Annotated in this window: 17 protein-coding genes; 10 read left to right on the top strand and 7 right to left on the bottom strand. The window is 39.8% G+C overall.

Annotation, left to right across the window (positions count from 1 at the left end):
• Positions 1–257 precede the first annotated feature (257 nt).
• Genes CCE82_RS08275 through hisIE form a run of 9 tightly spaced genes read left to right on the top strand, consistent with a single transcriptional unit; the run spans position 258 to position 7,171 of the window.
• Complete coding sequence (locus CCE82_RS08275) at positions 258–1,067, top strand: ATP phosphoribosyltransferase regulatory subunit (RefSeq protein WP_086428932.1); 810 nt, start codon at positions 258–260, stop codon at positions 1,065–1,067.
• 15 nt (positions 1,068–1,082) lie between these two features.
• On the top strand, positions 1,083–1,697 hold the full coding sequence (gene hisG / locus CCE82_RS08270) for an ATP phosphoribosyltransferase (protein WP_086428931.1): 615 nt from the start codon (positions 1,083–1,085) through the stop codon (positions 1,695–1,697).
• Complete coding sequence (hisD, locus tag CCE82_RS08265; RefSeq protein ID WP_086428930.1) at positions 1,687–2,946, top strand: histidinol dehydrogenase; 1,260 nt, start codon at positions 1,687–1,689, stop codon at positions 2,944–2,946. Before hisG ends, hisD begins: the two co-directional genes overlap by 11 nt.
• Positions 2,943–3,956, top strand: a complete 1,014-nt coding sequence (locus tag CCE82_RS08260) for a pyridoxal phosphate-dependent aminotransferase (RefSeq protein ID WP_086428929.1) — start codon at positions 2,943–2,945, stop codon at positions 3,954–3,956. The genes hisD and CCE82_RS08260 overlap by 4 nt, the downstream gene beginning before the upstream one ends.
• Complete coding sequence (hisB, locus tag CCE82_RS08255) at positions 3,940–4,521, top strand: imidazoleglycerol-phosphate dehydratase HisB (protein WP_086428928.1); 582 nt, start codon at positions 3,940–3,942, stop codon at positions 4,519–4,521. Before CCE82_RS08260 ends, hisB begins: the two co-directional genes overlap by 17 nt.
• Positions 4,518–5,093 (top strand): imidazole glycerol phosphate synthase subunit HisH, encoded by a 576-nt coding sequence (gene hisH / locus CCE82_RS08250; protein ID WP_086428927.1) that lies wholly within the window; start codon positions 4,518–4,520, stop codon positions 5,091–5,093. Before hisB ends, hisH begins: the two co-directional genes overlap by 4 nt.
• Positions 5,086–5,790, top strand: a complete 705-nt coding sequence (gene hisA, locus CCE82_RS08245) for a 1-(5-phosphoribosyl)-5-((5-phosphoribosylamino)methylideneamino)imidazole-4-carboxamide isomerase (RefSeq protein ID WP_086428926.1) — start codon at positions 5,086–5,088, stop codon at positions 5,788–5,790. Before hisH ends, hisA begins: the two co-directional genes overlap by 8 nt.
• The gene (hisF, locus tag CCE82_RS13360) at positions 5,787–6,551 is read left to right on the top strand and encodes an imidazole glycerol phosphate synthase subunit HisF (RefSeq protein WP_086428925.1); all 765 of its coding nucleotides are present in this window, start codon (positions 5,787–5,789) and stop codon (positions 6,549–6,551) included. The genes hisA and hisF overlap by 4 nt, the downstream gene beginning before the upstream one ends.
• Complete coding sequence (hisIE, locus tag CCE82_RS13355) at positions 6,542–7,171, top strand: bifunctional phosphoribosyl-AMP cyclohydrolase/phosphoribosyl-ATP diphosphatase HisIE (RefSeq protein WP_086428924.1); 630 nt, start codon at positions 6,542–6,544, stop codon at positions 7,169–7,171. The genes hisF and hisIE overlap by 10 nt, the downstream gene beginning before the upstream one ends.
• Positions 7,172–7,418: 247 nt before the next feature.
• On the opposite strand, the gene argF is transcribed toward hisIE, so the two are convergent.
• The 4 genes from argF to betB form a co-directional block, all read right to left on the bottom strand.
• Entirely contained in the window at positions 7,419–8,420 is a 1,002-nt protein-coding gene (gene argF, locus CCE82_RS08230; RefSeq protein ID WP_206184385.1) for an ornithine carbamoyltransferase, read from the bottom strand.
• Positions 8,421–8,915: 495 nt separating this feature from the next.
• Positions 8,916–9,089 (bottom strand): hypothetical protein, encoded by a 174-nt coding sequence (locus CCE82_RS12970; protein WP_159454527.1) that lies wholly within the window; start codon positions 9,087–9,089, stop codon positions 8,916–8,918.
• A gap of 128 nt (positions 9,090–9,217) precedes the next feature.
• Entirely contained in the window at positions 9,218–10,912 is a 1,695-nt protein-coding gene (betA, locus tag CCE82_RS08225) for a choline dehydrogenase (protein WP_086428922.1), read from the bottom strand.
• A gap of 136 nt (positions 10,913–11,048) precedes the next feature.
• A complete protein-coding gene (gene betB / locus CCE82_RS08220) occupies positions 11,049–12,542 on the bottom strand; it encodes a betaine-aldehyde dehydrogenase (RefSeq protein ID WP_086428921.1) in 1,494 nt (497 codons plus the stop codon).
• 221 nt (positions 12,543–12,763) lie between these two features.
• Here betB and cudC point away from each other — a divergent pair, with 221 nt between their 5' ends.
• Entirely contained in the window at positions 12,764–13,315 is a 552-nt protein-coding gene (gene cudC, locus CCE82_RS08215) for a choline uptake/conversion transcriptional regulator CudC (RefSeq protein WP_086428920.1), read from the top strand.
• Between the two features lie 1,400 nt (positions 13,316–14,715).
• Here the strand turns inward: cudC and CCE82_RS08210 are convergent.
• The 3 genes from CCE82_RS08210 to CCE82_RS08200 form a co-directional block, all read right to left on the bottom strand.
• Complete coding sequence (locus tag CCE82_RS08210; RefSeq protein WP_240507194.1) at positions 14,716–16,320, bottom strand: BCCT family transporter; 1,605 nt, start codon at positions 16,318–16,320, stop codon at positions 14,716–14,718.
• A gap of 450 nt (positions 16,321–16,770) precedes the next feature.
• The gene (locus CCE82_RS08205; RefSeq protein ID WP_086428936.1) at positions 16,771–18,093 is read right to left on the bottom strand and encodes an Nramp family divalent metal transporter; all 1,323 of its coding nucleotides are present in this window, start codon (positions 18,091–18,093) and stop codon (positions 16,771–16,773) included.
• Positions 18,094–18,252: 159 nt separating this feature from the next.
• Positions 18,253–21,117 carry a DEAD/DEAH box helicase gene (locus CCE82_RS08200; protein WP_086428918.1) on the bottom strand — a complete coding sequence of 955 codons (2,865 nt, stop codon included), beginning with the start codon at positions 21,115–21,117 and terminating at the stop codon, positions 18,253–18,255.
• Between the last annotated feature and the right edge of the window lie 2 nt (positions 21,118–21,119).

Raw genomic sequence — 21,119 nt, 5'->3', positions numbered from 1 at the left:
TTTTGAGTCAATTACGATAGGATTGGATTTAATATAATACAACATTTACCGTACTTAGACTACTATGGCACGGAAAGATTGACCAATAAATGTGTCTATTTTTAAACCGTTTCGTGTCACAGTTCATAGTCACCGTAATCTTTTATAAAAATAAAATATTCAGAAAAATATGTTGAAATCTGAAAATCTCTGTGCTACCATTGTCATATTCTATTCAAACACTTTAACTTGGTAGAGAACGAAAGCGAGGGGCATTTATGGTACAACGTTTCATACAAGATAAACAATATGAAATTGACTTTTTACAATTAGCGGCGTCAAAGAATTTTGAGCCAATTGATACCGCGTTTATTGAAACATTAGTTTGGGATGAGCTTTCTCCAGACGATTTGAAACAGATGAAAGAGCGAAGTGTATGGCAAACTAACGACACATTGTTTGCATTGCGTAATGATTTTACTGACCAACTCGTTCGCTATTATCAACATTATCCATTAACGCATCAGGCTGTTGCGTACACAGGGCCGATTGTGCGACATCAACACGTGCACACGCAGCTCGGTTTGGAATGTTATCAGCCGCATATTCAAGAAATGTACCATGCCTTTGAGACGTTCCAACAGTTTATCGAGCAGCAACTTCAAGATGAAATACAATATGTCGTGATTGGACATTATCAACTGATTGATTTGTTATTAGAGCACCAAACAGAACGTACACAGTTACTCAAATGGGTAGAACAGCGGAATATTTCAGCGCTAAAGTCCGCGCTCGGCATTAGTCATCCGCTCGTACGTTTACTACTTACACCAACACATCAACAGCTCGAACTTTTAAATACACTTTATCCACACGATCATGTCATCATTCGCAGTTTGAATCGTTGGCAGACGTATTTCAAATCCCTTCATATCGACATGATTCATCTTGACATTACACCTCAGCCACCGCGTTCCTACTATAAAGACACTTTTATTCACGCATATTTAAAAGAAAGTGGTCGAACGTTATCAGGCGGCTATTACAACGGCCCACTAGAGGGATTCGGTTTGGGCTTAACATTATAACGAGGAGGAATCGCTGTGCTTACAATCGCATTAGCTAAAGGTCGCCTACTGAAAAGTTTTATTGCCTATTTAGAATCACAAGGTCAACACGACTTGGCGACACAATTAAAATCAAGAGAACGCCAACTACAAATTAAAACACCACAATTTCATTTTTTATTCGTCAAAGGGAATGACGTCCCTATCTACGTCGAGCAAGGTATTGCAGATATAGGCATTACAGGGAGTGACATTCTCAATGAAATGCAATACGACGTCAATCAACTGCTGGCCCTACCTTTTGGCCAATGTCACTTTTCAGTTGCAGCGTTTGACGAGACGAAGGACTATCGTAAAGTAGCAACCTCTTTCCCTAAGACGGCAGGAGATTATTTTAAAGCAACCGGTCGTGACGTTGAACTGATTGAATTATCCGGCTCAATTGAACTTGCTTGTGTGATTGGCATGGTCGACGGCATTGTTGACATCGTTCAAACAGGCACAACGTTACGCTCGAATGGACTCGTTGAAAAAGAGCATATTGCGGATATTCAAGCGCAACTGATTACGAACCGCCAAAGTTTTTTCACGCAATCATCAGAAATTGATGCATTTATACACATGTTAGGAGTGTCGCTCATTGATCGTTAATAGCCAAACATTTTTACAACAATTTGAAACGACGGAAACCTTTAATCCTGAAATCCACGCACAAGTGACAGCCATTTGTGACCGTGTCCGACGTGAAGGTGACCGCGCATTATTGGATTACAATGAACAGTTTGATGGTGTGACTGTAGAGATGCTAGAAGTGCCACAAGCTGACATTGAAGCAGCATATCACCATATAGATGAAGATTTACGTCACGCACTCGAACATAGTTTCCAAAGAATTCGAGATTATCAAACACAGATTAAATACGAAAACCAATATGCGACACCTGAACTTTATGAAGTGTATCATCCGATTGAACGTGTCGGTGTATACGTCCCAGGTGGAAAGGCGAGCTACCCTTCAACTGTATTAATGACAGCAACACTTGCGAAAGTCGCGGGGGTTAAAAATCTGAGTGTCGTGACACCGCCGCAACCGAATGGCATTGCACCAAGTGTACTCGCCGCATGTCACATCGTCGGTGTCGATCATGTCTATCAAGTCGGTGGTGCACAAAGTATTGCTGCACTTGCTTATGGCACAGAGACTATTCCGAAAGTCGACAAAATAGTCGGTCCAGGCAATCAATATGTATCTTATGCGAAAAAGGCATTGTACGGAGAAGTCGGTATCGATCAAATCGCAGGGCCGAGTGAAATTGCATTGATTATTGATGACACGTGTGATTTAGATGCGATTGTCTATGATGTCTTTGCCCAAGCAGAACATGATGAAATGGCGCGTACTTTTGTCATTTCAACGGATTTAGCATTACTTGAAAGATTAGAAATACAGATTCAAGAATCTCTTAAAGATGTTCCACGCTATGACATTTTAAAGGTCAGTTTGACAGAACACCACTATCTTATTCACGCGACTGATTTTGAAGACAGTTGTCAGTTGATGAATACCATTGCACCAGAGCATGCATCGATTCAAACGGCACAACCGGAAGATTATTTACCACACATTCATTACGTGGGTAGTCTTTTCTTAGGCGGGTATGCACCTGAAGCGATTGGGGACTATATTGCGGGACCTAGCCATGTCTTACCTACACAACGGACAGCACGCTTTCAACACGGATTATCTGTGAATGACTTTTTAACGAAACATACGGTCATCCACTTGGCACAACCAACATATAAAAAGACATATCGAGATGCTGCACGTATTGCCCAAGATGAACAACTGTATCACCACCAAAAATCATTAGAAATCAGACAAAGAGGTGACGACGCATGATTCGCATGAATAAAAATGAAAGTCCAATCAAGCCGCTACCGACAGAGATACTTGCAGACCTGATTGAACAGTGTGACTACCACCACTATCCGGACGTGGCATATGACCGCTTCCTTACCGCTTATGCAAAGTATTATGGTGACACCTTTACCCCTGCACAAATCACTTGCGGTAACGGCTCTGATGAACTGATTCAAAAATTAATGCTCATCATGCCGGACGGTCCATGTTTAACGCTTAATCCAGACTTTTTCATGTACCAAGATTACGCGCACCAAGTGAACCGTGATATTCAATTTGTGGATGCTACGCCAGAACTATCTTTTCCACTTGAAAGCGTATTGGAGAAAATTGAAGCGGTACAACCAAGTTTCTTCATTTTAAGCAATCCGCACAATCCAACGGGCCACCGTTTTGATGAAAGTTATTTGCTGGCCATTGCCGATCGCATGAAACAACTCGGAAGCTATCTCGTCATTGATGAAGCGTATATTGATTTTTCGACACCGCTCGATATTGCGTTAGAAGATCACATTTTGGTCATGCGCACATTGTCGAAAGCTTATGCGATGGCAGGCTTACGACTCGGTGTGTTAATCAGCACTGAAAAGACGATTCAGCACGTTCGACAAATTGAACACCCTTACCCGCTCAGTGCACTCACAATGGCAGTCGGTATTCAATTATTTGAAAACCAAGCAGACACAGAAGCATTTGTTGCACATCAACGCCACTTGAGCACACGTTTGAAAGCCATTTTACAACAATATGCCAGTCCACATATGACGATTTATCCGAGTGAAACGAATTTTGTGTTAACAGCAGGACCTCAAGCAATGGCACTCGGGCGTTATGTGGAACAGCACGGCTTTCTTCCGCGCTTTTACAATGCACCATCTGAAGAAGTCATGGCAGGCTTTGTCCGTTATTCGATTGCGACAGATGCACAGTTAGACCGCTTTGAACAAGTGGTCAAAGAATGGAGTGAACAAAATGACATATCAAATTAACCGTGAAACGAAAGAGACGAAAATTGCGATTGAACTTTCAGAATCTCAAGAAACGAGTCATATTGATACGGGCGTCGGCTTTTTAGATCATATGTTAACACTTTTTAGCTTTCACAGTGGCCTTCACTTAAATATTGATGTAGATGGCGATACATGGGTAGATGACCACCATACGACGGAAGATATCGGTATTGTACTTGGTCAGCTGTTGTTACAATTGACGCGTGATAAAAAGCATTTCGAACGTTATGGCCAACAATATTTACCGATGGATGAAACGTTAGCCCGTGCCGTTGTCGATATCAGTGGACGCCCTTATTTGAACTTTAATGCGCAATTCAGTAAGGAAAAAGTCGGTCAGTTTGATACAGAGTTGGTAGAAGAGTTTTTCAGAGCGTTCGTCATTAATGCCCGCCTCACTGTGCACATCGATTTACTGCACCAAGGCAATACACATCATGAGATTGAAGCGATATTCAAAGCATTCGCTCGCGCCTTAAAACAAGCGTTGCGTCCATCAGAAGAAGCACGCATCCCTTCATCTAAAGGTGTGATTGAATCATGATTGTTATTGTAGATTACGGTTTAGGCAATATTTTAAATGTCCAACGCGCCGTGCAACATCTCGGGTATGATGTCGTCGTCTCCCGTGATCCAGAAGTCATTGAACGTGCCGATCAGCTCATTTTACCTGGTGTCGGTCATTTTAAAGATGCCATGCAAGCCATCGACCGTTATGCGTTGGCACCTTTACTCAAAAGACAACAAAAACCCATCATCGGCATTTGTCTCGGGATGCAACTCCTTTATGCCTTTAGCGAAGAAGGTCATGTCCCAGGACTCGGCTTTTTTGAAGACCATGTACGTGCCATTGAGACGCCTTACACTGTGCCGCACCTCGGTTGGAATCAGTTAAAGAGTGACGTCCCTGGCTTAGATAAAGATGTCTATTATGTGCACACATACCAAGCGCCGATGAACGATGATGTCGTCGCATATACAGATTACGGCACACAAATTCCAGGTATCGTCCAACGCGGTCAGTATATCGGCATTCAATTCCACCCAGAAAAAAGTGGTGATTACGGCTTGGAGATATTAGCACAAGCATTAAAAGGAGGATGGCAACATGATTAAAATTTGGCCTGCCATTGATTTAATTGAAGGCAAAAGTGTACGCCTCACTGAAGGAGATTACAACACTTCTGAAGCGATGACGAGAAGTGCAGAAGAGAGTATTCAATTTTACAATCAATTCAACAGTGTCGACCGTATTCACATTATCGACCTCATCGGTGCTAAAGCTCAACGCGCGATTGAAATGGATTATATTCAACAACTCATTCAAGCGAGTGACAAACCGATTGAAGTCGGTGGCGGGATTCGTGATGAGGCAACACTTCGTCGTTATTTTGATTCAGGTGTTGACTACTGTATCGTCGGTACACAAGCGATTACGAATACAATGTGGCTTGCTGAAATGAGTCAGTTATTTCCCGGGAAAATTTATGTGTCCGTCGATGCGTATCGAACAGCCATTAAAATTAACGGTTGGACAGAAGACGCAGCAATAGACTTATTTGAATATGTCGCTGAAATTGAAGATTTACCTTTAGGCGGCATCATTTATACTGACATTTCTAAAGATGGTAAATTAGCAGGTCCGAACTTTGAAATCACGGCACAACTTGCTCAAGAGACAAGTTTACCTGTTATCGCATCAGGAGGCATTCGTGATCAACAAGATCTTGAAAAACTTGAAGCTTCAGGTGTCACTGCAGCGATTGTAGGTAAAGCAGCGAACCAAAGTACATTTTGGGAGGGATTAAGTTGATTAAAAAACGCATTATTCCTTGCCTTGATGTCAAAGATGGCCGTGTCGTGAAAGGCATTCAATTTAAAGGGTTAAGAGACATCGGTGATCCCGTTGATTTAGCCATGTACTATAACGAAGCCGGTGCGGATGAACTCGTCTTTCTAGATATTTCCAAAACGGAACGAGGCCATGCTTTAACGTTAGACATTATCCAACAAACTGCCGAACAGCTGTTTATCCCTTTAACGGTGGGTGGCGGGATTGCTTCACTCGATGATATTTCTGATTTGTTAAAACATGGTGCCGACAAAGTGTCACTCAATTCGGCAGCGCTCAATAACCCTGAACTGATTCGTCAAGCGAGCGAAAAGTTTGGACGACAATGCATCTGTATCGCGATTGACAGTCAATATGATCCAGAGTTAGATGATTATTTCTGCTGTACACACGGCGGTAAAAAGCGCACTGATAAACGGGTATATGACTGGGTCCAAGAAGTCGAATCTCTCGGTGCAGGTGAGCTTCTCGTCACAAGCATGGATTTTGATGGGATGAAACAAGGCTTTGACCTTAAACATTTGAATGGCATCGCCGAACGTGTCAATATTCCGATTATCGCGTCGGGTGGTGGTGGCAATGCACGTCACTTTACCGAACTTTTCACGCAAACCCCTGTCTCAGCAGGACTTGCGGCGAGCATTTTACACGACAAAGAAACGACTGTACACGAAATTAAACAAGAACTCGAAAATGGAGGTGTGCCTGTCAGATGGCCTTAAAACCAGATTTTTCAAAAGGATTACTCCCTGTCATTTTACAAGATGTGGATACGAAACAAGTGTTGATGTTAGGTTATATGAACGAAGAAGCGTTCCAAAAAACGGTTGAGGAAGAAGTCGCTTGGTTTTATTCTCGCTCCAAAGGTCGTCTATGGAAAAAAGGCGAATCGTCTGGGCACATTCAAAAAGTGAAAGCGATGTATTTAGATTGCGATCAAGATACATTATTGCTGTTTGTAGAACCAATGGGCCCGACATGTCACACCGGCGCGCAAAGTTGTTTTGGAACAGAAAGCGGCTTTAGAGTACAACAACTTGAAGAAACGGTTGCGACACGTGCACAGGAAGCAGAGAGTGGTTCGTATACACAGTACTTACTCAATGAAGGTAAAGAGAAAATCACGAAGAAGTTTGGTGAAGAAGCATTTGAAGTCGTGATTGCGGCGATGAAAGATGATCGTGATGAATTAATTGCGGAAAGTGCGGATGTATTGTATCACTTGTTCGTGTTACTGCAAGCACAAGATGTGACGTTTGCGGAAATCGAAGCGTTGTTGGGAGAACGTCATGAGAAACGCAATAATTTTAAAGGTGAACGTCAGGATATCGAGGAATGGTAGGATGTGCTTATACTAATGCTTGATGCGCTGTACTTCCAAGCTCGGGTTGCAATCGCATCAAGGTCACAATATAACGCATAAGATTTTTATTTTTCTCTTCCCCCAAGCCTCTTGTTGGTTCTTGCCATATTGAATGAAGGGACAAAGAACAGATACTCGCCAAGCATCCATATCTTTTTTTAATACGATTAAAACCCACGCCAATGCGTTTAATACATTGGCATGGGTTTTTTATTATTGCTTTTATCTAAAACAGGTCGCCGAGTGTTGCGGCCATGATAGCTTTGATGGCGTGCAAACGGTTTTCTGCTTGTTCAAAGACGACGGAACTTGGACCGTTGAAGACTTCATCCGTAATTTCTAACGCTTCTAATCCGAACTGGTCATAAAGTTTTTGACTCGTCGTCGTTTCTAAATTGTGAAATGCTGGTAAACAATGCATAACGATGAGGTCTGGGTTGTCTGCTTGAACGAGGAGGGCATCATTGATTTGATAAGGCAACATGTTTTCAATGCGTGTTCCCCACTCGCTTTCATCTGTCCCCATCGATACCCAAACGTCTGTATAGAGTACATCCGTATGATAGACGGCTTGTTGGACATTTTCAGTAATCATGATATTCGCGCCTGATTGTTGTGCATAATGTTTGGCAATGGCTTGAATATCGGGATGCGGTTGTAAATTTTCTGGTGCGGCGATGTGAACGTTGACACCTAACATCACCCCTGTCACGAGTAAATCATGTGCCACATTGTTTGAAGCATCACCGACATACGTTAATGTGCAATTTTCTAATGTACCAAAATGTTCTTTAATGGTCATGAAGTCCGCAATCATTTGTGTTGGATGCCATTCATTCGTTAAACCATTCCATACAGGCACACCCGAATGTTGACTTAACTGTTCTACATCTGACTGGTGGTAGCCACGAAACTCGATACCATCATACATTCGTCCAAAAACTTGTGCTGTATCGGCAATCGATTCTTTGACCCCTAGATGGATATCCCCTTTTTCATAGTAATCCACATGTGCACCTAAATCATGCGCCGCTACACTAAATGCCGCTCTTGTTCGTGTAGAGGGCTTTTCAAAAATGAGCGCAATGTTTTTCCCTTTCAAAAATGGATGTGGCAAGTGATGCTGCTTCTTATGTTTTAACTCCATCGAAAAATCAATTAACGTCATTAAAGCTTCAGCATCATAGTCCTTTGTTTTCAAAAAGCTCTTTCCTTTAAAAGTCTCCAATTGTTTTAAAGTCGTTGTATACGTCCCATCTTCATCACACCTTTTTTTGATTATTTATTCTTTATATTGCATTATTATACACATTAGGCAATTCTAAGTCAACCGCTTTTCTGTATCAGAAGCGTGAGTATAAGCGATTGAAATTTAAACTTCATGGAAAGCTTATTCCAAAAAGCAGATTCTTATCCCCTACATATCCAACTATAAAATATGACAGCTTTGGAATTGTTACCTTTTTATTAATATAGAAGAAACTGAAAATAGGTTTAATTTTTTAGTAGGCGGCTCGGTCAATTCAATAGATTGCGTACCTGATCGACACTCCCGAGGTATAAAGGAAACCAACGCTATCTTTCAATCATAAAATGTGATGGCCTTAAGATTGTGGTTTTTATTTTAAGAATGTAATGATTTAACTCATGATTAACTGTTTAAGCTTCTTTCATAAATTCCAAGTACTATTCTGCATTGTTATTTTCTCCGTCTCTTTGATTGCTATTCTGGGCGTGACTCCTGAGGCATAAGATAATCTTGAAAATCCATCAACGCTTCTACTGATATGACAGTATGATCAAAACGTTGATGCGTTGAAGGATTATCGCCTAGGAAAGCGAAGCCCAAGAAAGCAATCAAAATGCAGAATAGTTCAGGCATATATGTATCAGCCATTTAAACTACACTTAAAAACAGTGAAACACCCACTGCTTCACCCCCATTTTCAGTGCTCAAATAAAAAAAGCGACTGACCTTGAGATCGTCGCAACAATCTCAAAATCAATCGCTATTCGTATCATCTCTTAATCAATCGCACCTGCATCTGGGTGACTCTTACCATGAACATAATAATCCACATATTCAGGTTCTAATGGTTGTCTACCACGAATAATGTCAGCTGCTTTTTCCGCTAACATGAGTACCGGTGAATGAATATTACCGTTTGTCGTTGTTGGCATAACGGATGCATCCACAACACGTAAGTTTTCCATACCATGAACTTTCATTGTTAGTGGATCTACCACTGCCATTGGATCACTCGCTGGACCCATTTTCGCACTACATGATGGGTGTAGGGCTGTTTCGGCATCACGACGGACCCAGTCTAAAATTTCTTCATCTGTTTGTACACTTGGTCCTGGTGAAATTTCGCCACCGTTAAATTTGTCTAATGCAGGTTGTTTTAAAATATTACGTGCGACACGAATGGCTTCTACCCATTCGCGCTTATCTTCTTCTGTTGATAAGTAGTTAAAGACGAATTTCGGTTTCACATACGGATTCGTTGACGTAATTTTTAAACTACCGCGAGAGTTAGAATACATTGGGCCAACGTGCACTTGATAGCCATGAGCCGTTTCTGCTTTTTGACCATCATAACGTACAGCTAATGGTAAGAAGTGGAACATTAAGTTTGGATAATCTACTTCATCATTTGAGCGCACGAAGCCGCCACCTTCAAAGTGGTTACTTGCCACTGCACCTGTACGGCGTGTGAGCCATTCTAAACCGATGAACGGCATTTTGAGTTTGTTTAAACTTGGTTGCATCGATACTGGTTCTTTACACGTATGTTGAATGTAAACTTCTAAATGGTCTTCAAAGTTTTCACCCACACCTGGTAAGTGAATACGTGGTTCGATACCAAGTGAACGTAAATGTTCTGAATCACCAATACCTGACAGTTGTAATAATTGTGGTGTATTGAACGCGCCACCAGATAAAATCACTTCTTTCGCAAGCACTTTGTGTAAGCGACCGTTACGTTTGTATGTCACACCTGTCACTGTGTTGCCATCGAAATGCAATTTTTCTACAAATGCGCGTGTTTTTACTGTTAAATTAGGTCGTTTCATCGCTGGACGTAAATAAGCACGTGAAGCCGATACACGACGACCGTTATGGATTTGGCTATCAAATGGACCGAAGCCTTCTTGACGGAACCCATTCACGTCTTTTGTTTTTCTATAACCTGCTTCGACAGCGGCATCGAAAAAGGCGTGGAATAATGGGTTATCAGCTGGACCACGACGTAATTTGATCGGACCGTTTAAACCACGAATCGGATCATCCGCATCTGCGCCGAATGTTGTTTCTAAGCGTTTGAAGTAAGGTAGACAGTGTGCGTAATCCCATGTGTCCATGCCTTCTGGTTGACCCCATTTTTCATAGTCTAATGGATTCCCACGTTGATAAATCATGCCGTTAATTGAACTTGAACCACCTAACACTTTACCACGTGTATGGAACACTTTACGGCCACCCATATGCGGTTCGCCGTCTGTTTCATATTTCCAGTCATAAAAACGATTGCCAGATGGATACATTAACGCGGCAGGCATTTGAATTAATAAGTCCCATGGGTAATCACTACGTCCCGCTTCAAGGACCAATACCTTTTTATCTTTGTCTTCGCTTAAACGTGCACCTAAAACTGACCCAGCACTACCGCCGCCGATAATGATATAGTCATACATTTTATCGTACGCTTTACTCATAACAAAAACTCCTCCATAACTTTGTATTTTCTCGTCTTTTTATGTACAAAAAGTCATGATATGTCGTGATTGTCGGTGCGTGATGTGAATCATGACCTTCTTATCAATCCGTTTTCACACTGATGTCTCTCGGATTTTAAGATTGGCTAAACCATTTCACGGGTTCCGGATTGGTATTCATTAAAATATGTTTCGTTTCTAAATATTCTTCTAGACCTTGATGACCTAACTCACGGCCGATACCTGATTGTTTATAGCCACCCCATGGCGCTTGCGCGAAATAAGGATGGAAATCATTAATCCAAACGGTACCCATTTTCATTTTGCTTGCGACGCGTTGAGCTTTACCAATATCTTTCGTAAAGACGCCACCTGCAAGTCCGTAAATGGAGTCGTTCGCTAAACGGATCGCTTCTTCTTCTGTATCAAAGCCTTCCACTGTCACGACAGGTCCGAATACTTCTTCTTGAACAATACGCATAGAAGTGTCACAGTTTGTGATCACAGTTGGCTCAAAGAAAAAGCCGTTTTGTAAGTCTTCACGTTCTGGACGTTGACCGCCAACCGCAATGGTAGCACCATCTTCTTTTGCGACTTCCATATAACCTTCAACTTTGGCACGGTGTTCTGCTGAAATGAGTGGTCCGAGTTCAGTAGATTTGTCAAAACCGTTACCTAATCGGATTTTTTTCACAGCTTCAATGAGTGCTGCTTCAAATTTGTCTTTAATAGCGTTATGGACGATAATACGTGAACCGGCTGAACATACTTGACCAGCATGGAAAAAGCCGCCATTTAACGCTTGGTCTACCGCAAGTTCAAAGTCCGCGTCATCAAAAATAATGTTTGGATTTTTACCGCCTAATTCAAGCGCAATGTTTGTCACATGATCTGCAGCTTTTTTCATAATATGCTTACCTGTCTTAATACCACCCGTGAATGATACTAAGTCCACTTCAGGATGTGATGACAATACATCTCCAATTTCAGAACCGGCACCGAGTACTAAATTGATGACACCTTTAGGAAAACCAACCTCTTCCATTAATTCAAATACACGAATCGTTGTTAACGGTGTAATTTCACTTGGCTTCATCACAAGTGAACAACCTGTTGCTAATGCTGGTGCGATTTTCCATGATGCCTGTAATAACGGATAGTTCCAAGGTGTAATTTGTGTTACAACCCCAATCGGTTCTTTCACAATTTTACTTTCTGTATTTTCAATCGGTGAGTTGATTAATTCGCCACCGTCTTTATCCGCTAAACCTGCAAAATACATAAACACGTTATGAATGTCATCCATATCCACTAATGATTCTTCATACGTTTTACCAGTATCTAATGTTTCTAAATAAGCTAATTCTTCGCGATTTTCTTTAATTTTGTCCGCAATGGCACGTACTTTTTGCCCTTTTGCTTCACCAGTTTCGTTCGCATAAGTCCCTTCGTCAAATGCACGCCTTGCTGCGAGAATGGCACGTTCCACATCTGCTTCAGTTCCTTCTGCCACCTCTAAAATGACTTCTTGATTATAAGGATTAATTATTTCACGTGTCGCTTTATTACTACTCTCAACCCATTCACCATCAATGAATTGGCGACGAGATAATCGGTTTACAGCTTCCATCAGTATCCCTCCGTTAAGTTTGTTAAGTTTTTATTTAACGAATTTTACAAACTTAACTTTATCATATGAAAAATGACACTGTCAACTGCTAGCGGTTGAATTGCACATTACTTCAAAAAGCGTTAAATTGATAAAGAACGTTAGATGTTTTTTTAATTAATGACTCGCTTTTAGCACGTTAAGTGTTAAAATGTTTTATGATGATAGGAGGTGTCGTCAAGATGGCACGCGCAAAAACATATGAAGCAAAATTAGAAGAAGCGAAAGATATTGTCATTAATTCCATTGCTGAAACGATGGACCTCTATGGGATCAATCGTAGCGTCGGGAATTTGTACGGCATTATGCTTTTTAAAGAGAGTATGACACTAGATGAAATGCGCCAAGAATTACAAATGAGCAAACCGAGTATGAGTGCAGGTGTGAAGAAGTTACAAGAATTCGATATTGTGAAGCAACGTCTGACACGTGGCAGTCGTAAACAGCATTTTGAAGCGGAGAAAGATTTCTTTGAGTTTTTCTGTAATTTTTTCACGCAAAAATGGAATCGTGAAATCTCGATTAATATGGCTGCATTGAAAGAATCTGAAGCCATGATTGATGAGATTATTGCGGCAGATGATGTGGCGGATGCGTTGAAGGAAGAAGCTATTGAGATTAAGGCGCACATGGCAGATTCACGTGTTTATTATTATTGGCTTGAGTCGATAAGTGATGCGTTGAAGAGTGGGAAGATTTTTGAGTATTTTCCTATTCCAGAGTCGAAGGAATGATGATAAGGGCTTTATGCGATGTGATTTGAATGACATGCATAAAGCTTTTTTTGTTTTGACCACTTGAAGATACATTTTTAATTCAAAAGCACTCTTGGATTGCTGAACCATGCTGCGCTTTCCGAGGCGCTGAAACTTCAACTAAATTCGGCTTGATTGAAGTATACTTGATGTGGAAGCCGAATTGGATTTTCAGTTTCAGCAAATGCCTCAGGAGTCTTGCATGGTTCTTGCAATCTTGGGTATGTCTGTGCATTGTTATTCACTCCGTAATGATTGACTCTATCATTATCATTCATGCTTCGATTCCGTAATCTGGTCAAATAAGAAAATCTATTATCTCCACTCTACAATCTAGGGAAAAGTGAGATAAACGAGTAACGGGCTGTCTTGCAATTTCAGGGGACATTTCACTCGAATACATTGCTTTTACTGTCTTTCTTTACGTACGCTTCGACTCTGGGGTTATAGAAATATGCACAATCATTCTCACTCTAATAGTTTGTATAAAGTGACGTCAGGCGTCTTGCATGGTTCTTGCAATCTTGGGTTTATTGAAACATTGTTGTCCACTTTAAACATATTGCTTTGCCGTCATTCCTTACACTTCGATTCTGGGGTTAGTCAATATGTCATTAGCCGTCTTTCCCACTTTGTTGTTTGTGAGGTTAGCTGGAGGAGTCTCTGGCTGTCCTGCAATTTTAAGTTACATGTCGTTTTAACCGCAACAGTGAGCGCTTCTGTTACTGTTATCGAAAGTGTTGTATTTTTTAGTAAGCGATGATACAATTTAGATATTAAAAAAACACCTAGTCAGTTGGGAAAACTTGTCCTAGGTGCAAAAACATAGTAACATATTAGTGAGCTGGTAACTCAACGTATGTTAATCATTATAGCCTATGATTAGGTGCTCTCGTTATGGTCGTAACGGGAGCTTATTTTTTTGACTTTTTATACAAAACAATGGTCATGCATAAAGTGCCTATCATCGTCAAAGATATTGGTAGATAAATATCTAAATTGATTATGATTGTCATATGCTATCACCTCATATCATTATAAATTTCATAGGTGAGAATGATTGACATATGGCTAATAGGCTTCTATGTTTTATGCAATTGATTATACTCCGATTCCCCTCTCATTAAAAGTACTCATATTTCACTTTATTTGATGTATGCAACTTCATTCAAGGTCCATTATAAAAAGCTCACATATGTTCTTCTTACTCATTACCGCCTTCTCATTAAAATAGTTCAATCCTCTGTCGTTATACATTTTGTTAGTCCAATCCCGTTTTATGTATAAGTCCGAAATATTTATTGTAACTCATAAAAAATAGTGTAGGACGCTGAAACCTCGTTCGTGAGATTTCTGTCCTACACCTTTATTTTGTGTCGTTATAAATTGTCATCTTCTTCATCTTCGCCGACACGCAAAATTCTTAACGAGCGGCGTTCGATACGTTTAAAGCGATCTGCACGGCTTTGTAAGGCAATGCGATCCCCACCTAAAATCATCATAAAGGAGATCATGATGATAATAAAGATTACAATCAATGGCACACCTGCAACAATTGAAGCGGTTTGTAAGATTTCCAACGCTTTTTCGCCACCGACTAACATCAGTGAAAATGGCAGTAAACAAAGCGCAAATGCCCAGAATAAACGGTTTAACTTGATAGGTTCGCCTTTAACACGTGTTTGTGTCGCCGCAGCAACAATGTATGAAGCTGAGTCAAAGGTTGTCACTAAGAATAAGAACGCTGACAAGATAAACAGTCCGATAATGATTTTGGAGAATGGCAGTTGACTGATCACTTCGATAATGGTTGCTTCTGTTCCGTGTGAATTTAAAAATTGAATGACATCGAATTGCCCTGAAATTTGTAAGTACACGGCAAAGTTACCGAAAATACCGAAGAACAGCACACATCCAAATGTCCCATAGACAATCGTTCCTAAAATGACTTCTTTCAACGTACGTCCTTTTGAAATACGCGCAATGAATAATCCGATAAATGGTGCGTAAACAATCCACCACGACCAATAGAATATCGTCCATTGTTGTGGGAATTTCGTTTCTTCACGTCCACCGATACCGCCGAATGGTTCGAGCCATGTGGCCATTTGGAAAAAGTTTTTCAACATGTTACCAAAACCTGTGACCGTCGTTTCCATAATAAAAATAGTAGGCCCAACAACAAATATAAAGCCTAGTAAAATGAATGATAGCCACACGTTCAAGTCACTTAACACTTGAATCCCTTTTTTCAAACCTTGGTACGAACTGTACGCAAATACGATTGTAATGCAGATCAAGACGATACTTTTGACGACCATACTTGACCCATCTAGACCGAATAACTTTTCTAGACCTGCCGAAATCATTGGTACACCTAATGCAAGTGAAGTAGCTGTACCACCGATGAGTCCGAAAATGAATAAAATATCAACAATTTTTCCTAAAGCTTTATCCGTCTGTCCTTTTAAAATCGGACGACATGCTTGGCTAATTTTGAAAACAGGTTGCTTTTTCACGAAAACTAAATATGCGATTGGTAATGCAGGCAATACGTAAATCGCCCACGCGATAGGTCCCCAGTGAAACATTCCGTACATTGTCGCATAGTTTAAAGCTTCCTCTGAAAATGGCTTCGCACTATGGGGTGGCGCTTGGAAATAATACGCCCATTCGATAACGCCCCAGTACAAAATATCTGAACCGATACCTGCACAAAATAGCATCGATGCCCACGCAAAGTCACTAAATTCCGGCTTATCATTCGCACGTCCTAAAGTGACCGAACCATATTTACCAAATGCTATGTATAACACAAAACAAAAAATCGCAAGTCCCAATACAAGATAGATGGCGCCCATTTTTGATGTGACGAATTCATTCATCGCGACAACAACTGCGCGACTTTGTTCAGGAAACACCATCATCGGTATCACGGCCATCAGTAACACAATTGCCGTACCGATGAACACGACCCAATCCATCAGTTTATTATTTTTATGCAATTTTAAGCACCCCTTATTCTTTTTAACTCCTTTTGTGTTAATTCATGATGTAAAACGCTTTTACACAAGCAATAGGTTATCGAAAATTAAATTTTAATGCAAATTTCATACATTCAAATTATTTGTACGTTTTGAATATATATAACTTTCCAATAACTGAAATATTGTAAAAACGCCTTTATAAAGTACATAAAGAACGTTAAAAATTTATTTAACGATTTAAGTTGTGATTATTTATGCACAATCAATGAATATATATTTATTTAAAATTGTGCACATACAGCGGGCTTCCTGGAGTGTAAAAGGAAAATAATTAAGTTATTATCTACATCGAACACGACAATTTTTGATAGCATTTTTTTGACTATTATTTTAAAAGCAAAATGAAGGACTCGAACAACTGAATGTCCAAGCCCCTGCTTCAAAATATTAACCAAATTCACTAAATGTATCGTAAATGAGATATATGTTAAGTACCGTTAAAATAATCGCCAATGCCCACGCGGTAATATTTACCCAACGTGGATTGGTGAAGTTTTCTCCCATAATTTTAGGATTATTTGTCGCAATAACTAACGGAATCACACTTAAAGGTAACGCTAAACTTAAAAACACTTGCGTAAAGATAAGGAGATTTTCTATTTTTTCCGTACTAGCGCCATACAACCATAAACAGAAAAAGACTGGCATCACGGCAATGACACGTGTGACAATGCGTCGAACCCATTGTGCCATTTTTAAATGTACGAAACCTTCCATTATAATTTGTCCTGATAGCGTACCGGTAATTGTGGAGTTTTGCCCTGACGCTAACAATGCAACCGCAAACAACGTACTCATCACAGCGCCACCAATTACGGTAGAAACTTGTGAATGTGACAAGGCGTCATATAAATCATAGAAACCACCGAGTGCTTCACCGCTTCCAAAGAACAGCGCCGCCCCTAAGATTAATAATAAACAATTCACGACAAAGGCAAGTGACAACTGGACATTAGAGTCAATCGTCGCATATCGAATGGCTTCGCGTTTTTCTTCATCTGATTGTCGTCCATAATTTCGTGACTGAACGATAGATGAATGTAAGTATAAGTTGTGTGGCATAATCGTTGCACCGATAATCCCTAATGCAATGTATAAAGCACCAGGTTGTGTCACGACTGAAGATTGCGGTAAAAATCCACTGAATACATCGCCCCATACGGGATCTGACAAATACACTTCAAAGACAAAGATGATAAACACGGTCAATACTAATACGGTCACGAGTGCTTCAATTTTTCGAAATCCTAGTTTAATAATGACTAACAGTAAAAAGACGTCTAATACTGTAATCGTCACACCTAGCCACAATGGAATGTGAAAGAGTAAATTCAATGCAATCGCGCTACCAATGACCTCTGCAATATCGGTCGCCATAATCGCAAGTTCCGTTAATAGCCACAAGACAACAGCCATTTTTTTAGATGTCATCGCTCTCGTCACTTGGGCTAAATCCATACCACTCGCGATACCTAGACGCGCACACATACTTTGTAGTAACATCGCAGCTAAACTTGAAATTAAAATGACCGACAACAGGATATAGCCATATTGCGCGCCCCCTGCCATCGATGTAATCCAGTTCCCCGGATCCATATAACCTACTGCCACAAGTGCACCAGGTCCTAGAAATAAAAACACTTTTTTCCATGCCGGTGCATCACGATGGTATGACACCGTTCCATTGATTTCTTCTAGACTTTTCCTCATTGTACTCAACCTTTTCCTCTTCTATCTCTATCATTAAATATTATATCCAAACTTAAAATTAGGATTACCTAAATTGATATTAGTATTATATATGACTTGAGATAAAATTAAAAGCGACGCATATCGCAATCGCTTTTGTGAAATAGTATTTTTGATGTGTTAATGTTCAACGATGTAACGATAAATATCATCTCGAACGGGCGTTTCCAAGTTAAAATGCATCGTTACAACCGGCTCTCCTGATTTCATAGTCGTTTCTTCAACTGTGCCTTCAATCACATGAACGCGTCCTAAATAGTAAAAGTTTTTACCTTCAGCATCTTCTTTTTTTACAAATAGATATAGCGGAATGTTGCGTTCTTGGTGATGCACAATATCATCAACTTCTGACGATTTAAGCGAACGATTCGAACGGGTATACCATTTAAATTCACTCTGACTGATAAATGTATCACCATACTGTGTAGAAGTCGTAATATCGTCTTGTTTATGGTATGTCACAAAAATAGGTACCATTTGATGTCTCACTTGATAACCATACATCGTACTCGACACATCTTTATCCCAATTCATTATTTTTACAAAGTCTTTACGGAAATATTTTTGATATAATATCAATTCATTTTGACCTTGAAATTTCATCTCATTATTGTATTGACCCAGGCGAATGATGTCCTCCACATAACGTTGAAACCGTTCGATATTGAGCTGACTTTGAAAATGTTCTGCCAGTTCAACAACATCGCCCTCTATATGAATCAATGGCGGCCCATATGATTTATCGATGTCATTTTTAAAGTAGCTGAAATCTAAAATTCTTAAGGTTGTCTCAATATCAGCGACGGTCACTGCTGAATCAATCTGCTGCATATACTCCAATAATTCTGATTTTCGTGCATCGCCTTCTATCAATCGTTGTAAAATAAAATGTTCCGTATTCTTAAGTCCTGGCGCGATTTCTCTTGATAGAAAAGTTAAATTTTTGAATGCCAGCATTTCTATAGACTCAGTTGTATGTCCTCGCTTTTCAAGAAACTCATGGTAATTTTTATATTTATCTAAAATAATGAGCGGATCTATCGCATTTTGATCGACAAAATCCATAAGTAAAGGTTGTCGACCAATTCGACGTTCAACATTTTCATAAGCGTCATCCAAAATTTTGACACTATTTAATGTCGCTTTTGTAAGTGACTCAAAAATTTGTTTTTTCGCAACTTCTTCAAAATTAATTGTTGAGACACCATTTAGTACAGATGGCTCTGTTAAAAAGCGACGATAATTATCTTTGTGATAACTTGGATCCCCTGATAGTGCAATTGGGATTAAATAATTATTTTTATAGTTACCGATAAAATCAATAACTGTCACAAAATCTTTATTACTGCTTTTACGGAGACCTCGACCTAACTGTTGTACAAAAATAATACTTGAAGTCGTCGCTCTCAACATGACAACTTGATTCACTTCTGGAATATCAATACCTTCATTAAATAAATCGACTGTAATAATATACTGCAATTCACCTGAACGTAACTGTGCAATCACTTCTGCACGACGTTGCTGTGTATCTTCACCCGTAAGTGCTACAGACGGATAACCGTAATCTGATAACTTTTGGGCTAATGCATGTGCTTCATTTTTACGACTGACGAAAATCAGCCCTTTAAGTTCATCGCCAGAGTAACCGTAATACTCTGTACGTTCAATCACATGCTTGACACGTGCGTCTGAAGCAAGTTTTTGTAGGGAAGTCGTATCGTCACTAATCATGCCATCTAGTTTATAATCTGTCACACCAAAATAATGGAACGGGCACAAAATGTCATTTTCTAACGCTGCCTGTAAACGAATTTCATATGCAATATTGTAATGAAATAGTTCGAATATATTTAACGTATCATTACGTTCAGGTGTCGCTGTCATCCCTAAAATAAACTCAGGTGTAAAATAATCAAATACGCGACGATACGAAGCAGCTGCTACACGATGCGCTTCATCAAACACAATATAATTGAAATGTTCACACGAAAACTGTTCATAAATTTCAGGCTTTGAAATCGTTTGAATCGTTGAAAACAAATATTTCGCATCCGTTTGTTTGTCATTACCAGTTAATAAACCAAATGCATCAGCTGGTTCGTCCGCCAACACACGTTGATAATCTTCCATTGCTCTTCGTAAAATCCCTTCATTATGTACAATGAACAGGAATTTTTCAGGTTGAACCTGCCTCACGTCTAGTGCAGACATAATCGTTTTTCCTGTCCCAGTTGCTGAAATAATCAATCCTCTATGTTCACCTTGTTGTCGAATCATTTCAAGTTCTCTCAATGCTTCTTGTTGCATCATATTCGGAACAATAGCTTGGGCAGACTGAATATGTCGCTGTGCTTCAATTTGTGCTTGTTCTACTTCAAATATCGCTTGCCTTGCTTTAGGCTTATAAACTGTTCGATAACTTTCAATCCATGCTTTTGTTAATGGCTCACTCTCTTCCCATAACTTTTCAAATTGGTTTTTAACTTTATGTACGATATCACCATTACGATGGGATGAAAATAAAATATTATGTTCATAATTGACTTTTAATGCATGAGAGGTCAAATTAGAGCTTCCGATAATCATTGACGTATAATAATCATGATCAAAGATGTAGCCTTTCGCATGAAAACCACTGACATTTGTCACGCGGACGTCTACATTTTCTAATTTCATTAATTCTTCATACATTTTAGGTGAGTTAAACGATAAATAGTTAGAGGTTAAAATACGACCGCGAACCCCTTTTAACTTTAATTCATAAAGATGCGTTTTCAAACTTGCCAAACCACTTTCAGTCACAAATGCGACCGAAATACTAAATGATTCACAACGGTACAGTTCATCAATAATCGTCGCTAATACATTTTCTTGCGCATTATTAATGAGTAGTTTAGGCAAAAAATGGCCTTGTTTTTCAATAGAACGATCAATAAAACCTTTATGTAACGAATTTTTAAAATCATCAAGTAAATGGTCCATCT

The sequence above is a fragment of the Staphylococcus cornubiensis genome, assembly GCF_900183575.1.
Classification (GTDB): Bacteria; Bacillota; Bacilli; order Staphylococcales; family Staphylococcaceae; genus Staphylococcus; species Staphylococcus cornubiensis.
The sequence above is the reverse complement of the archived record's forward strand: the minus strand, read 5'-3'. Positions and strand labels throughout refer to the sequence as shown.